This is a genomic window from Micromonospora matsumotoense (assembly GCF_900091525.1).
GTDB lineage: Bacteria > Actinomycetota > Actinomycetes > Mycobacteriales > Micromonosporaceae > Micromonospora > Micromonospora matsumotoensis.
On sequence record NZ_FMCU01000010.1, the window covers coordinates 84,004 to 98,878 of the forward strand.

Consider the following 14,875-nt stretch of genomic DNA (forward strand, 5'->3'; position numbering starts at 1 on the left):
CCGGCGCCCGCCACCGCGACCTCGCGGCGGCGGGCGTCGTCGTCTGTCCGCCCCTGTCGGCCGGGGTGGGCCCGCGGGGACGCCGTCGGGCCGCGTGCGCCGGCGGACCGGCTCCCCGCCGCTCAGCCCGTACCGACCCGTCGGTGCGTAGACTCGCCGACGATGAGCGCAGCGGAGTTGGACCGGGCGGTGGGCCTGCTGGTCCGTCAGGTGGCCCACTGGGAGCAGCCGCGCTGGGCGGCGGTCGCCGGGGGCGGCAACGTGTCCCGGGCCGACCTGGTGCACAAGCTGGTGCAGGAGGTCGCCGACCTGGCGGCCGACGCGGAGGGTGGGCCCCGGCGGGACGTACCCCGGTTGGCGCAGCCGATGGCGCTGCCCGACCAGCTCCGGGTGGTCGCGGCGGACCTGGTGGCCGCCGGCCCGCCGGAGGCGGTGCTGGCCGGGGCCGCCGTCACGGTGACGGCGACCCGCAGCGCGCTGTAGGGCTCAGCTCAGCCGTTCGAGCACCATCGCCATGCCCTGACCGCCACCGACGCACATGGTCTCCAGACCGATGGTCCGGTCGTGCCACTGCAGGGCGTTGAGCAGGGTGCCGGTGATCCGGGCGCCGGTCATGCCGAACGGGTGGCCGACGGCGATCGCCCCGCCCATCACGTTGACCTTGTCCTCCGGGATGCCGAGCTGCCGGTACGACGGGATCACCTGGGCGGCGAACGCCTCGTTGATCTCGACCAGGTCGACGTCGTCCACGGTCATCCCGGCCCGGCGCAGCGCCTGCCGGGACGCCTCGACCGGGCCGAGGCCCATGATCTCCGGCGACAGGGCGGTGACCCCGGTGGAGACGATCCGGGCCAACGGGGTGAGCCCCAGTTCGTCGGCCCGCTGGGCGCTCATCACCACCACGGCCGCAGCCCCGTCGTTGAGCGGGCAGCAGTTGCCGGCGGTGATCCGGCCGTCCGGGCGGAAGACCGGCTTCAGCCCGGCCACCGCCTCCAGGGTGACCCCGGCGCGTGGGCCGTCGTCGGTGCCCACCACGGTGCCGTCCGGGGTGGTGACCGGGGTGATCTCGCGGGCCCAGAAGCCGTCGGCGATGGCCTTCTCGGCCAGGTTCTGGCTGCGGACGCCGAACGCGTCCATCTCCTCCCGGGTGATGTCGTGCACCTGGGCCAGATTCTCCGCCGTCTGCCCCATCGTCAGGTAGATGTCGGGGAGCTGACCGGCGTCGCGGGGGTCGGTCCACACCTCGGCGTCCCCCTGGGCGCGGGCCGTCGACCGCTGCCGGGCCTCGGCGAAGCGTGGGTTCTCCCAACCGCCGCCGACCAGCGCCTGCGCCTCGGGCGGCAGGGTGTCGGAGTTGCCCCGGGCGTACCGGGAGACCATCTCGACACCGGCCGAGACGAAGACGTCGCCCTCGCCGGCCCGGATCGCGTGCATCGCCATCCGGGTGGTCTGCAACGACGACGCGCAGTAGCGGGTCACCGTGGCGCCGGGCAGGCCGTCCAGACCCATCAGGGTGGAGACCACCCGGGCCAGGTTGAAGCCCTGCTCACCGCCGGGCAGCCCGCATCCGACATAGAGGTCGTCGATCGTGGTGGGATCGAGCCCGGGGACCTTGTCCAGCGCGGCCTGGACGATGGTGGCGGCGAGATCGTCCGGGCGGACCTCGCGCAGGGAACCCTTGAACGCGCGGCCGATGGGGGACCGGGCGGTGGCGACGATGACGGCGTCGCGGGACGACTCAATCGGCATGAACCAACGTTAACTTGACGGTAACTTGACGCGGAAGCGGACCGACCAGCGGGAAATGTCACCCGGCTGCGGCCCCGGGCCGGTGGCGGCGTCGGCCCGCTGGCGGCCCGGGTCGGCGTGGTCCGCTCCGCCGACGGCGGGGGCACGCCCGGCCGGTGCGGGCGACACCGGGGCCGGTCAGTGCCGGGAGGCGACGTTGGCGGCGGCGACCACCGCCGGCAGCAGGGCGTGCGCCCACACCCGGTAACCGTCGGCCGACGGGTGGAAACCGTCGTGGCACAGCGTCCCGGCGTCGGCCCGGAACACCGGCCCGGTCTCCGTGCCCAGGTCGACGACCGTGCCCCCGGCGTCCAGCACCGCGGCGGTCTGTGCCCGGGCGACCCGCCGACCCGACCACCCGATCACCTGCCGCAGCGGCGGGGCGACCGCACGTACCGCACCCAGGTCCGGGCAGGTGCCGACGACGACCTCGACCCCGGCCTCCCGCAGCCGGCGCACCGCCGAGGCGAGGTACGCCGCCGCCTCCAACGGCCGGCTCATCGCCGTGGCGTCGTTCGCCCCGATCAGCACCACCGCGACGTCCGGCCGGTCGCCGAGCAGCGCCCGCGCCACCTGGGTCGCCAGGTCGGTGGAGCGGGAACCGGAGACCCCCACGCTGGACAGGTGCACCCGCCGGCCGGCCGGCCCCTCGGCCAGCAGGTGGGCGAGCTGCCCGCCGACCGTCTCGTCGAAGCGGCCCACCCCGACGCCGAGCGCCGAGGAGTCACCGAGCAGCACCAGCCGCAGCAGTGGAGCACCGGCCCGGCCGACCGTGGCCCGTAGCGCCAGGCCCAGTTCGGGTTGGGCGTAGTCGCGGTTGCGGGCCGCCACCGCCTGGCCGGCGAGCACCGCCGCACCGCCGATCGTCCCGGCGACCAGGGAGACCGCCGCGGCCTTGCCGAGGCGTACGGCCAGCTCGCCGCCGAGGGACCGGCCGGTCACGACGTCACCGTCCGGAAGTTCGCGTCGGCGCTGACCGGCGTGGCGTGGCAGCCGTGGCACCCGGTGGTTCGCTCGCTGTGCTCGCTCATGCCAGTTCCTCCAGTTGGGGTGAGTCGGCGGCGACGCCGGGCTGCGGCACCGGGGCCACGCCGAAGAAGGCCCGCCGCCGTAGCTGCGCCCAGCGACCGGCCGGGCCGTGGTCGCGGCCCCGGACCTGCACGCCGCTGACCTCCGTACCGGCGTGCCGGGCGGCTTCCTGGGCGGCCTCGGGCAGCGACCGCACACCGTCGCCCCGGGCCGGCGTCGGCCGGCGTTCCCCGCCGCCGAGCGCCGACAGCACGGTCGGCAGGAGCGCGGCGGCGGCCATCGCGTAACCCTCGGCGGAGGGGTGGAACCGGTCCCAGGCGAACATCCGGGTCGGCTCGGCGGAGAACCGTGGGCCGAGCAGGTCACCGAGGGAGACCGTCCAGCCGCCCGCCTCGACCACCGCGACCGTCTGGGCGGTGGCGAGCTGCCGGCTCCACCGGCGGGCCAACCAGCGCAGCGGAGGTTGGATCGGCTGGATCGCGCCCAGGTCGGGGCAGGTCCCGACGACCACCTCGCAGCCGGCCGCGCGCAGCGTGCGGACCGCGTCGACCAGGTGCCGGACCGCCACGGAGTATGGCGACCGGTTGGTGACGTCGTTGCCGCCCACCATGATCACCGCCACGTCCGGCGCGCACTCCAGGGCGGCCTCGACCTGCGGCCGGAGCCCGGCGGAGAGGGCGCCGACCACGGCGAAACGATGCACCCGTACGGCCCGGTGCAGTCGTCGGGACAGCCCGGTGGCCAGCAGCGAACCCAGGGTCTCCCGCCGTCGCCGCACGCCGTAGCTGGCGGCGGAGGAGTCGCCGAGGATCACCAGGGTCAGCGGTGCCCCCGGGATCTTGGCGCCGTAGACACCGTCGCAGCGCGGCGGCGGAGCCTCCGCCATCGGGATGGCCTGCCGGGCCTGCCGGGCCTGGCCGAGCAGCACCCCGCCGGTCGCGGCGATGGCCGCCGCGGTGGCGCCCGTGCCGATGGCTGCCAGCCGGGCGACCTGACGGGCGCGGTGCCAGCGCGGAACCACCGGTACGACGGAACCAGCCTCCCCCATACAGCGACATTATCGCGCCGCAACGGCCCCCCGCTTCCGTCGGGACGGTCGGTTTCAGGGCTGGGCGGCGACGATTCTGGGTACCTGATCCGACGGCGGGGTCCCCTGCGGTCGCCCCGCCGCAGGTGGCGACGGCTTGCGCCGGGGAGTCACGCTGGTCGGTGGAGAGGGGCTGGATGAGATGGGTAGGACATTGAAGCGGACCGCGGCCTTCACGGCATTGGCCCGGTCGCTGGCGGCGGGCGCGCGCGGTGGCCCGTCGCTGGGCACCCGGCTGGCGGCGCTGCCCCGGATGATCCGGGCCACCGCCCGGGGCGAGTACGACGGCGGGCTCCGGCTGGCGATGATGACGGCGGCCACGGTCTACGTCGTGTCGCCGGTCGACCTGGTGCCGGAGCTGTTCCTGACCGTCCTCGGTCTGGTGGACGACGCCGTGATGGTCACCTGGCTGGCCGGCAGCGTGCTGTCGGAGACCGAGCGTTTCCTGGAGTGGGAGGCGCGTCGCGGCTCCGTCATCCCCGGTCATGTGGCGCTCTGACAGCACGTACCCTGAGCGACGAAGGACCGTCTGCCAGGCCGCCGTCGTCGGCGCCGCAACGAAGGGCACAACGAGGTGCAGTACTACGACAACGTCGTCGACCTGATCGGCAACACCCCGCTGGTACGACTGCGCAACGTCACCGAGGGCATCGGGGCGACCGTGCTGGCGAAGGTGGAGTACCTCAACCCGGGCGGTTCGGTGAAGGACCGGATCGCGCTGCGGATGGTGGAGGACGCCGAGGTCGCCGGGCTGCTCAAGCCCGGTGGCACCATCGTCGAGCCGACCAGCGGCAACACCGGTGTCGGGCTGGCCCTGGTGGCCCAGCTCAAGGGCTACCACTGCGTCTTCGTCTGCCCCGACAAGGTCAGCCAGGACAAGCAGGACGTGCTGCGCGCGTACGGGGCCGAGGTGGTGGTCTGCCCGACCGCCGTCGCCCCGGAGGACCCGCGCTCCTACTACAACGTCTCCGACCGGCTGGCCCGGGAGATCCCCGGCGCGTGGAAGCCCGACCAGTACAGCAACCCGGCCAACCCGCGTTCGCACTACGAGACCACCGGCCCGGAGCTGTGGAAGCAGACCGGGGGTGGGCTCACCCACTTCGTCACGGGGGTCGGCACCGGCGGCACCATCACCGGCATCGGGCGTTACCTCAAGGAAGCCTCCGAGGGGCGGGTCCGGGTGATCGGGGCGGACCCGGAGGGTTCGGTCTACTCCGGCGGTACCGGCCGGCCCTACCTGGTCGAGGGCGTCGGTGAGGACTTCTGGCCCGAGACGTACGACCGGGGGATCGCCGACGAGATCATCGAGGTTTCCGACAAGGCGTCCTTCGAGATGACCCGGCGGCTGGCCCGCGAGGAGGGTCTGCTGGTCGGTGGCTCCTGCGGGATGGCCGTGGTGGCGGCGCTGGAGGTGGCCCGCGCGGCCGGCCCGGACGACGTGATCGTGGTGCTGCTGCCCGACAGCGGCAAGGGCTACCTGTCCAAGATCTTCAACGACCGGTGGATGGCCCGGTACGGCTTCCTGGACCACGCCGGCACCGAGCCGACCGTGGCCGACGCGCTGGCGAGCAAGCCGGGCGGCCTGCCCGAGCTGGTGCACGTCCACCCGACCGAGACGGTCCGCGACGCCATCGACTACATGCGCGAGTACGGCGTCTCGCAGCTCCCGGTGCTCAAGGCCGAGCCGCCGGTGGTGACCGGCGAGGTGGCCGGCTCGATCGCCGAGCGGGACCTGTTGGACGCCCTCTTCACCGGTCAGGCGCACCTGCACGACACCATCGAGCGGCACATGGGCGACCCGCTGCCGATGATCGGCGGCGGTCAGCCGGTGAGCGAGGCGGTGGGCCTGCTGGAGAAGTCCGACGCGGCGCTGGTGCTGGTCGACGGCAAGCCCAAGGGCGTACTGACCCGTCAGGACCTGCTCGCCCACCTCGGCGCGCACTGATCCGACGCAGCTGCGGGGCCCGCCGTCCGGCGGGGCCCCGCAGCCCGTCCGGTGCGACCGCAGTGGGGTGGTCGCACCACGCACATCCACGCGATGGTGCACGTGGCCAACGACCGGGTGCTCACCACCCAGCTGATGTTCGACGAGGCCCTCAACAGCACGGTGTACGCCGCCGCGCCGTACTCCGCGCACACCGGGCGGGACACCTTCAACGACAACGACAACATCTATGCCGAGACCATGCTGATGAAGGTCGTCGAGGACGGCGACGGCCATCTCTCAGTGATCAACTTCTCGGTCGACGCGGACCAGGAAGGCACCTGACCCGCCCGCGTCAGCAGCCCGGTAGCTGCCGGGCGTAGCGCAGCTGTGGGGTGCGGGTGGGGCCGATCCGCTCGTCCCGACGATCGCCGGTGGCCTGCCAGCCGCCGCGTTCGTAGAAGTGCCGGGCCGGGGCGTTGCTCTCCAGCACCCACAGCACCCCCCGACGCCAGCCCCGGGCCCGCATGGTGTCCAGCGCGTCCACCATCAGCGCCCGGCCGGTGCCCCGGCCCCGCTCGGCCGGGTCGAGGTGGATGGCGTTGAGCAGGCCGGTCGCCGGGTCGCCCTCGTCGTCCGGGCCGAGATAGCTGAACCCGACCAGCCGGCCGTCCCGCTCGGCCACGGTCATCAGGTGCTCGTCGCGCTCCCACCTCCACCGCTCGACCCAGTACGCCCCCATCGCCTCAGGCGTCGGGTCGGCCAGCGCCCCGGGCGGCAGGAACGACGAGTACGCCGCGACCCGGGACCGCTGGTGCAGGGCGCCCACCGGCATCAGGTCGTCGGCGACGGCGGGACGGAGCGTGACGGTCACCCGGCCGAGGCTACCCGCCGGGGCGGGACCGGCACGGTGGTCAGGTCCGCGGCGATCACCAGCTCCCCGGTGAAGTGTTCCCGGGCCTCGTCGTGGAAGCGGCGCGGGTCGGCGTACCGCTGGGAGAAGTGGGTGAGCACCAGCGTGCGTACCCCCGACTCGGTGGCCACCCGGGCGGCCTGGCCGGCGGTCAGGTGGCCGACCTCGGCGGCGAGCGCGGCCTCCGACTCCAGGAACGTCGACTCGATGACCAGCAGGTCGGCGTGCTCGGCGAGGGCGTACACCCCGTCGCAGAGGCCGGTGTCCATCACGAAGGCGAACCGCTGCCCCGGCCGGACGACGCTCACCTCGTCCCGGGTGACGCGGCGTCCGCCGACGTCCAGGTGCCCGACGCGCAGCAGCTCCCCGACCGCCGGCCCGCCGATGCCGTACGCGGACAGCCGCTCCGGCAGCATCCGGCAGCCGTCCGGCTCGACCAGCCGGTACCCGTACGTCTCGATCGGGTGCCGCAGCCGGCGGGCCTCCAGCGTGCCCACGCCCAGGGTGATCCGCTGCCCGTCGGCGGTGATCGGCGCGACGGCCAGCTCGGCGGTCTCGTGGAAGCTGCTGGCGTGCCGCAGCCGGGCGAAGTAGTCGGCCCCGCCGGCCGGGAAGTGCACCGCCACCGGGTGCGGCACCCGGTCCAGGGAGAGCCGCTGGATGGTGCCGGGCAGGCCGAGGCAGTGGTCGCCGTGGAAGTGGGTGACGCAGATCCGGGTCAGGTCGGTGGCGGTGACCCCGGTGTGCAGGAGCTGCCGCTGGCTGCCCTCGCCCGGGTCGAAGAGGATGACCTCGTCGTCCCAGCGCAGCACGTAACCGTTGTGGTTGCGCAGCCGGGTGGGCGTCTGGCTGGCCGTGCCGAGCACCGTCAGCTCACGCGTGGACACCGCCGGCCTCCCCCGGGAACGAAGCGACCCCCGGGGCTTCCGCGCTTGCGCGCGGGCCGACTGGACTGGGTCGGCACCCCGGGGGTCGGGTGGCTGTCGTGGTTTCGCCGCACCGCTGCCACACGGTCTCGACGATCATGCTTGGTGTTTCACTGTCGAGGACAGCGGCTAGCGGACAGCCACCTCACGAGTCCGATTGCTATACAAGTCTGGACCACCTCCTTTCCCGTGTACCGCCACGCTACCTACTGCCCCCGGGGTGCCGGTAGTGATTTTTCGCGAGATACCGCAGACGGCGTCATGCCGGCGGGGGAGGGTCGCCGCCCGGTGACTTTTGTTCAACGAAGCGAAAGTTCGTGCTCATCTGGCCTATCTTTCGCTTGAAGTGAGCATTACTCTCTGCCCCACAGCGGCCACCTCCCGCCGCTGCCCGCCCGAGCCGTCCCCTCGGTCGCTCCCCCCGTGAGGTGAACCGTGCCTGTTTCGTCCACCACCCGCAGGAACACCCGACGATCCTTCACCCTCGGTCTGGTCGGTGCGCTGGCCGTCGCCGCCGGCCCGGTCCCACCGGCCGGCGCCGCCCCGCCGGCCACGCCGCAGCCGTCCACCGCCGCCGGCGCGACAGTGGCGAACCCGGTGGTCGCCGGGCCGATCGCCCGGACCACCCCGGTCGGCGACCCCGGCCACGGCTATCCGTTCCTCGCCACCGACGTCGAGCTGGCCGCCGCCGGCTACGTCGAGGAGGAGTTCTTCCTCTTCGGCACCGCCACCCGGTACGCGGTGCCGGGCACCCAGAACGCGACGGTCCTCGGCACCGACCAGCCGTACGGCACCCGGCTGGTGGTCCGGCGGCCGGCCAACACCAAGAAGTTCAACGGCACCGTGATCGCCGAGTGGAACAACGTCAGCAACCAGTGGGACCAGGAGGTCGACTGGTTCCAGTCGCACGAGCACCTGATCCGCTCGGGCTACGCCTGGGTCGGGGTCTCCGCCCAGCGGGCCGGGCTGCACTCCGCCACCGGTCTCAAGGCGTGGAGCCCGACCCGCTACGGCCCGCTGGACGTCACCGTGGGCGGCACGGTCACCGACGACAGCCTCTCGTACGACATCTTCAGCCAGGCGGTGAAGGCGGTCCGCAACCCGACCGGGGTCGACCCGCTGGGCAAGCTGCCCGCCCCGCAGTACGTGATCGCCACCGGCCACTCGCAGTCCGCCGGCCGGCTCGCGAGCTACTACAACGGCGTCCAGCCGTCGGCCAACGTCCTCGACGCGGTCGTCCTGCACGGCGGCGGCGGGGTGCTGCGCACCGACCTGGCGACGCCGGTGTTCCGGATCAACTCGGAGGGGGACGTGGCCAGCGGCATCCTGCCCGCAGCGGCCCGGGCCCAGGCCGACTCGCCCGTCCTGCGGTCCTGGGAGGTCGCCGGCGCCTCGCACGGCGACTGGAAGCTGATCACCGACTACGGGCCGCTACGCAAGCGGGACATCGGCAGCTACCCCGGTGGCTACCCGGGCGAGCCGCAGACCTGCACGCTGCCCTCGCTGTCGCGCGTCCCGCAGCACATGGTGCAGAACGCGGTGTACGACCACACCGTCGCCTGGGTCGCCCACGGTGTGACCCCGCCGACCGCCCCACAGATCCAGACGACCACGACGACCCCGCCGGCCATCGCCCGGGACGACCTCGGGCTCGCCCTCGGTGGCATCCGGCTCGCCCAGCACCAGGTGCCGCTGCGGATCAACAGCGGCAGCAACAGCGGCCCGGGCTTCTGCTTCCTCGACGGCAGTTCGGTGCCGTTGACCGACGCGCAACTCGCCACCCGCTACCCGACCGTCGGGTCGTACGTGGACGCCGCCGTCGCGGCGACGCTCGCCGCCGCCGACGCCGGTTACCTTCCCGCGTCGTTCACCCGCGACCCCGCCTGGTACTCCGACCTGCGGTACCTCATCGCGGAGTACGTCGCCGCCGGCCGGATCACCGAGTACGTGGCGGCCCGGCTGGAGGACCGGCTGCACCGGGCCGAGCAGGCCGGCACCGCCGGGAACGCGGCCCGGGCGAGTGAACTGCTGGGACAGTTGGCCGACCGGGCGCAGCTGCGGATCACCGGTGACCCGGGCGCCCGGGACGCGGTGCTGCGGGTCACCGGGGCGCTGATCGCCCTGCTCGACGCGGCGGAACGCCGCAGCCGGTGACCCGGCCGGCCGGCGGTGAGTGACCGACGCGCTCGGTGAGCGGCGGGTACGACGGGACACGTCGTACCCGCCGCTCACCGGTGACACCGTCACGACGGCGTCCAGCCGACCGACGGTGACGCGGTGCGGAGCCGGTCAGTCGATGCCGATCGGGCCCTCGCGGGGGCCGTCCCCGCCTGCCGGCTGCACCGCCAGGGACGGGAAGTCGGCCAGGTCGCCCTCCGGCTCGGCGTCCCACTCGGGAAAGACCAGGTCGCTCTGGAGATAGAGGCAGAGCAACTGGGCCAGGTGGCGCAGCCCTTCCAGGTGGGTGCGCTCGTGGCCGTGGGTGGCGTCCACCCCGAAGCCGAGCAGCGCCACCCGGGCGTGTGCGCCCGCCTCGACCGCCGCCGCGACATCCGAGCGGTAGTAGTCGAAGACGTCGCGGACCAGGTCCACCCCGTGCTCCCGGGCGATGGCGGCCAGGTTGCGGGTCAGGTGGTAGTCGAACGGGCCGACCCCGTCACCCATCGCCAGGGTCGCCGCGTCCTCCCGGGACTGCTGGCCGGGGGCGACCACCGCCGCGTCCACCGAGACGATCTCGGCGACGTCCGGGTCCAGGCCGTGGCTGGCCCCGTGGCCGATCTCCTCGGTGACGGTAACCAGCAGGTGGGCGGTGACCGTGGGGGTGATGCCGGCGTCCACCACCGCCTTCAACGCGGTCAGCACCGCCGCCACCCCGGCCTTGTCGTCCAGGTGCCGGGACTTCACGTAACCGGACGGGGTGACCATCGGGTTCGGCAGGAACGCCACGAAGTCGCCCGCGTCGATGCCGAGCGCCCGCAGCCCGGCGATGTCCTCGACCGGCTCGTCGACGCGTACCTCGACGTGCTCCCAGCCGACGCCCTGGAGGTCGACGTCGTCGTTGTAGCGGTGCCCGCTGGCCTTCAACGGCAGCACCTGGCCGGTGATCACCCGGTCCAGGTCGTCGGTGAAGATCCGGACGTGCGCGCCCTCGGCGAACCGGGCCGAGTGGGTGCCGATGGTCTTCAGCTCCAGCCGGCCGTTCTCCTTGAGCCGCTTGACCATGCCGCCGATGGTGTCGGTGTGCACCACGATGGCCCGGTCCGCACCGGTCTGCCGGGGGCCGGGCAGGCAGGCGCTGAGCGCCCCCCGCCGGGTCAGCGTGGACGGGATGCCGAGCGCGGAGAGGCGCTCCCCGACGTACTGCTGCACGTGGTCGGTCCGCCCCGACGGGCTCGGGATGTCCAGTAGCTCCACCAGCACCTGGCGCAGGTAGTCCAGGTCGATCTCCAGGGGCTTGAGGCTCACGCGACCCCTCCGGGCCCGGCCGGGCTCCAGAGACGCTGCGGGGCACGGGTGCCCGGAAAGAGCAGGTCCACGAAGCGCTCGGCGGTCGGCTGGGGCTCGTGGTTGGCCAGCCCCGGCCGCTCGTTCGCCTCGATGAACACGTGCTCGGGCTGGTCGGGGGCGGGGACCAGCAGGTCCAGCCCGGTCACCGGGATGTCCAGGGCCCGGGTCGCCGCCACGCAGGCGGTGGCGATCGTCGGGTGCAGTTCGGCCGTCACGTCGTGGATTGTGCCACCGGTGTGGAGGTTCGCCGTCCGGCGCACCGCCAGCACCTGTCCCTCGGGCAGTACGTCGTCCATCCGGTGCCCGGCCTCGGCCACCACCTCGCGGGTCATCTCGTCGACCGGGATGCGGGACTCACCCCCGGTGGCGGCGGCCCGTCGCCGGCTCTGCCGCGCGATCAGCTCGGTGATGCCGTGCACCCCGTCGCCGGTGATCTGCGCCGGTCGACGTACGGCGGCGGCCACCACCTCGTGGTCGATGACGATCACCCGCAGGTCCTCGCCCGCGCGCAGCTCCTCGATCAGCACGTCGGGGCAGAACCGGCGGGCCAGCTCGACGGCGGTCGCCAGCGCCTCGGCGGTCCGCACCCCGACGGTGATCCCGTTGCCCTGCTCGCCCCGGGCCGGCTTGACCACCACCGGGCCGACCTCGGTGAGGAAGGCCAGGTCGTCTGGCTCCCCGGTGGCGGTCCGGCCGCGCGGCACCGACAGGCCCGCCTCGGTGAGGATGCGCCGGGTGACCCGCTTGTCGTCGCAGCGGCTCATCGCCACCGCCGAGGTCAGCTCGGACAGCGACTCGCGGGTGACGATCGTCCGGCCGCCGTTGGTCAACCGCAGTTCACCCCAGTGCGGGTCGGTGACCTCCACCCGGATGCCGCGCCGCATCGCCTCGTCGGCGACGATTCTCGCGTACGGGTTGAGCTGGGCGTACCCCGCCGGGGCAGCCGGCAGGAAGAGCCGCTGGTTGATCGGGTTCTTCCGCTTGACACACAGTGTGCCGGTGCGGTGGAAGCCCAGCCGCTCATAGAGCCGGATCGCGCCGGAGTTCTCGGCGAGCACCGACAGGTCGACGAAGGCGCGTCCCCGCTCGTCCAGCCGGTCGGCCAGCTCGGTGAGCAGGGCCTGACCGGTGCCGGGCGGCGCGGTGTTGAAGTCCACGGTCAGACACCAGAGGCTCGCGCCGTTCTCCCGGTCGCCGAAGACCGCCACGTGGTCGACGCCGGTGATGGTGCCGACGATCTCCCCGGTGCTCGCCTCGGCCACCAGGTGCAGGAACCGGTCCGTGCCGGCGTTGTCGACCAGCACCTCCACCGGCGCGGTGACCATGCCGTTGCGGGCGTAGATCCGGTTCACCGCGTCCGCGTCGTCGGCGTCGCGCAGCGGCCGGACGGTCAGCCCGGGGATCTCGGTGCGCTCGGTGGCGGCGGGCCGGTGCGCGCCCAGCGGCAACCGGTAGGTCAGCGACGGGTCGATGAACAACTCGTCGGGGAGCCGGGACACCAGCAGGTGCGGGTCGCGCAGGTAGATGCAGATGTCCCGGGCACCGGCCGCCTCGGACCGCAGCACATAGGCCACCGCGACCTGCTCGGCGAAGGTCTGGCCGAACACCAGCCGCCCCCAGCCGCAGTCGAGCACCACGTCGGCCGGCCCGGTGGGGCGCTGTCGCGGCTCCGGGGCGTCCGGGGCCATCGGGTCGCCGCCGGGTCCGGTCCGTTCCCGGCGACGGCCGAGCACCCGCTCCCGGTCGGTACGGGCCGTGCCGGTCGCGAGGGTCTCGTTCACGGTCAGTCGATTCCGTGGCTCTGGAGCCACATTTCCAGAAGTCCCAGTTGCCACAGTTTGTTTCCGTTCAACGGGGTCAGTTCGGCGTTCGGGTCGGCGAGCAGCGCATTGACGTAGTCGGCACGGAACAGGTCGCGGCGGCGGGCCTGCGGCGCGCCGAGCGCGTCACGGACCCGGCCGAGGAGCTTGCCCTCCAGATGGGTCAGGCCGGGCACCGGGAAGTAGCCCTTGGGGCGGTCGATCACCTCGTGCGGCAGGACCCGGCGGCCGATCTCCTTGAGCACGCCCTTGCCGCCCTGGGCCAGCTTCAGCTCGGGCGGGCAGCCCGCCGCCAGCTCCACGAACTCGTGGTCGAGGAACGGCACCCGGGCCTCCAGGCCGTGCGCCATGGTCATGTTGTCGACCCGCTTCACCGGGTCGTCGGTGAGCATGATCTGGGTGTCGATCCGCAGGCCGGCGTCGACGGCGGTCTGCGCCCCGGCCCGGCCCAGGTGGGCGGCCACGAACTCGCGCGCCGGATCGCCGTCGGCCAGCCACGCCGGGTGGAGCACCCGGGCCAGTCCGGCCGCGTCCCGGTCGAAGAACGCCTTCGCGTACGTGTCGAGCGCCTGCTCCCGGTCGATGCCGGCCAGCGGCGGGTACCAGTGGTAGCCACCGAGGATCTCGTCCGCGCCCTGGCCGGACTGGACCACCTTGACGTGCTTGGACACCTCCTGGCTGAGCAGGTAGAAGGCGACGCAGTCGTGGCTGACCATCGGCTCGCTCATCGCGGCCACCGCCGCCTCCAGCGGTGGCACCAGGTCACCGGCGGCCACCTTGAGCTGGTGGTGGTCGGTGCCGAAGGTCTTCGCCACCAGGTCGGAGTAGACGAACTCGTCGCCCTCGCGGCCGCCGACGGCGTCGAAGCCGATGGAGAAGGTGGACAGCCCGGAGCGGGTCTGCCCCTCGCCGGCCAGCAGCGCCACCACCAGGCTGGAGTCCAGGCCGCCGGAGAGCAGCACGCCCACCGGGACGTCGGCGACCATCCGGCGGCGTACCGCGGTGGTCAGCGACTCCAGCAGGGCGTCCTCCCAGTCGCGGGCCGACCAGTCGGCGCGCGACGCGTCCCGGGTGAAGGACGGGTCCCAGTAGACCCGCTCGTGGGTGCGGCCGTCCGGCTCGTAGACCCGGACGGTGGCCGGGGGGAGCTTGGCGACGCCGCGCAGGATGGTGCGCGGCGGCGGCACGATGCTGTGGAAGCTGAGGTAGTGCGACAGCGCCACCGGGTCGATGGAGGTGTCGATCCCGCCACCGGCCAGCAGGGCGGGCAGGGTGCTGGCGAACCGCACCACGCCCGGCGTCTCGGCCAGGTAGAGCGGCTTGATGCCGAGCCGGTCCCGGGCCAGCACCAGCCGGCCGGTGTCCCGCTCGGTGATCGCGACGGCGAACATGCCGATCAGGTGGTCGACGAAGTCGAGCCCCCACTCGGCGTACGCCTTGACCACCACCTCGCTGTCGCCGGAGGAGAAGAAGCGGTGCCCCTTGGCCTGCAACTCCTGGCGCAGCTCGCGGTAGTTGTAGATGCAGCCGTTGAACACGCCGGTGAGCCCGGCGGCCGGGTCGACGATCGGTTGTCCGCTGGCGGCGGAGAGGTCGATGATCTTCAAGCGGCGGTGCCCGAGGGCGGTGGCCCCCTGTGACCACACTCCGCTGTCGTCGGGCCCCCGGTCACTCATCGTGGCCGCCATGCGTTCCACCGCTGACACATCGGCCCGGGAACCGTCACGCCGGAACTCTCCCGCAAGTCCGCACATGCCAGCCAATGCTGCCAGAGGTTGTTGCACTTCGCCTGTTGAGCTGATGTCGGCCGTGTTACGGGATTGCTAGTATGTGCGCCACTCACCGTGACGTTGCCGCGTGAGTCGAGCTTCCTGCCCCCGG

General features: G+C 73.2%; 13 protein-coding genes. 5 read left to right on the plus strand and 8 right to left on the minus strand.

Annotation, left to right across the window (positions count from 1 at the left end):
* Positions 1-162: 162 nt before the first annotated feature.
* Positions 163-483: a hypothetical protein gene (locus GA0070216_RS20160; RefSeq protein WP_091248218.1), complete on the plus strand. Its 321-nt coding sequence runs from the start codon at positions 163-165 to the stop codon at positions 481-483.
* Between the two features lie 3 nt (positions 484-486).
* Here GA0070216_RS20160 and GA0070216_RS20165 read toward each other — a convergent pair whose 3' ends face one another.
* The 3 genes from GA0070216_RS20165 to GA0070216_RS20175 form a co-directional block, all read right to left on the minus strand.
* Positions 487-1,749: an acetyl-CoA C-acetyltransferase gene (locus GA0070216_RS20165; protein WP_091248222.1), complete on the minus strand. Its 1,263-nt coding sequence runs from the start codon at positions 1,747-1,749 to the stop codon at positions 487-489.
* Positions 1,750-1,926: 177 nt separating this feature from the next.
* Entirely contained in the window at positions 1,927-2,730 is an 804-nt protein-coding gene (locus tag GA0070216_RS20170) for an SGNH/GDSL hydrolase family protein (protein ID WP_091248609.1), read from the minus strand.
* A gap of 85 nt (positions 2,731-2,815) precedes the next feature.
* A complete protein-coding gene (locus GA0070216_RS20175; protein ID WP_091248225.1) occupies positions 2,816-3,865 on the minus strand; it encodes an SGNH/GDSL hydrolase family protein in 1,050 nt (349 codons plus the stop codon).
* Positions 3,866-4,046: 181 nt separating this feature from the next.
* On the opposite strand from GA0070216_RS20175, the gene GA0070216_RS20180 reads away from it, so the two are divergent.
* The 3 genes from GA0070216_RS20180 (at position 4,047) to GA0070216_RS20190 (ending at position 6,173) form a co-directional block, all read left to right on the plus strand.
* Positions 4,047-4,403 (plus strand): YkvA family protein, encoded by a 357-nt coding sequence (locus GA0070216_RS20180; protein ID WP_091248227.1) that lies wholly within the window; start codon positions 4,047-4,049, stop codon positions 4,401-4,403.
* A gap of 75 nt (positions 4,404-4,478) precedes the next feature.
* Complete coding sequence (locus GA0070216_RS20185) at positions 4,479-5,849, plus strand: cystathionine beta-synthase (RefSeq protein ID WP_091248229.1); 1,371 nt, start codon at positions 4,479-4,481, stop codon at positions 5,847-5,849.
* A 93-nt stretch (positions 5,850-5,942) separates the two neighbouring features.
* Complete coding sequence (locus GA0070216_RS20190; protein ID WP_176739057.1) at positions 5,943-6,173, plus strand: peptidase associated/transthyretin-like domain-containing protein; 231 nt, start codon at positions 5,943-5,945, stop codon at positions 6,171-6,173.
* Positions 6,174-6,183: 10 nt separating this feature from the next.
* Here GA0070216_RS20190 and GA0070216_RS20195 read toward each other — a convergent pair whose 3' ends face one another.
* Positions 6,184-6,702 carry a GNAT family N-acetyltransferase gene (locus GA0070216_RS20195; RefSeq protein WP_091248232.1) on the minus strand — a complete coding sequence of 173 codons (519 nt, stop codon included), beginning with the start codon at positions 6,700-6,702 and terminating at the stop codon, positions 6,184-6,186.
* Positions 6,699-7,628 carry a ribonuclease Z gene (locus GA0070216_RS20200; protein ID WP_091248235.1) on the minus strand — a complete coding sequence of 310 codons (930 nt, stop codon included), beginning with the start codon at positions 7,626-7,628 and terminating at the stop codon, positions 6,699-6,701. The genes GA0070216_RS20195 and GA0070216_RS20200 overlap by 4 nt, the downstream gene beginning before the upstream one ends.
* Before the next feature lie 474 nt (positions 7,629-8,102).
* On the opposite strand from GA0070216_RS20200, the gene GA0070216_RS20205 reads away from it, so the two are divergent.
* Positions 8,103-9,821, plus strand: a complete 1,719-nt coding sequence (locus tag GA0070216_RS20205) for an alpha/beta hydrolase domain-containing protein (protein WP_091248237.1) — start codon at positions 8,103-8,105, stop codon at positions 9,819-9,821.
* Between the two features lie 135 nt (positions 9,822-9,956).
* Here GA0070216_RS20205 and GA0070216_RS20210 read toward each other — a convergent pair whose 3' ends face one another.
* Genes GA0070216_RS20210 through GA0070216_RS20220 form a run of 3 tightly spaced genes read right to left on the minus strand, consistent with a single transcriptional unit; the run spans position 9,957 to position 14,748 of the window.
* Entirely contained in the window at positions 9,957-11,132 is a 1,176-nt protein-coding gene (locus tag GA0070216_RS20210) for an osmoprotectant NAGGN system M42 family peptidase (RefSeq protein ID WP_091248240.1), read from the minus strand.
* The gene (gene ngg, locus GA0070216_RS20215; RefSeq protein ID WP_091248243.1) at positions 11,129-12,955 is read right to left on the minus strand and encodes an N-acetylglutaminylglutamine synthetase; all 1,827 of its coding nucleotides are present in this window, start codon (positions 12,953-12,955) and stop codon (positions 11,129-11,131) included. The genes GA0070216_RS20210 and ngg overlap by 4 nt, the downstream gene beginning before the upstream one ends.
* Before the next feature lie 2 nt (positions 12,956-12,957).
* On the minus strand, positions 12,958-14,748 hold the full coding sequence (locus GA0070216_RS20220; protein ID WP_091248247.1) for an N-acetylglutaminylglutamine amidotransferase: 1,791 nt from the start codon (positions 14,746-14,748) through the stop codon (positions 12,958-12,960).
* Positions 14,749-14,875: the final 127 nt, after the last annotated feature.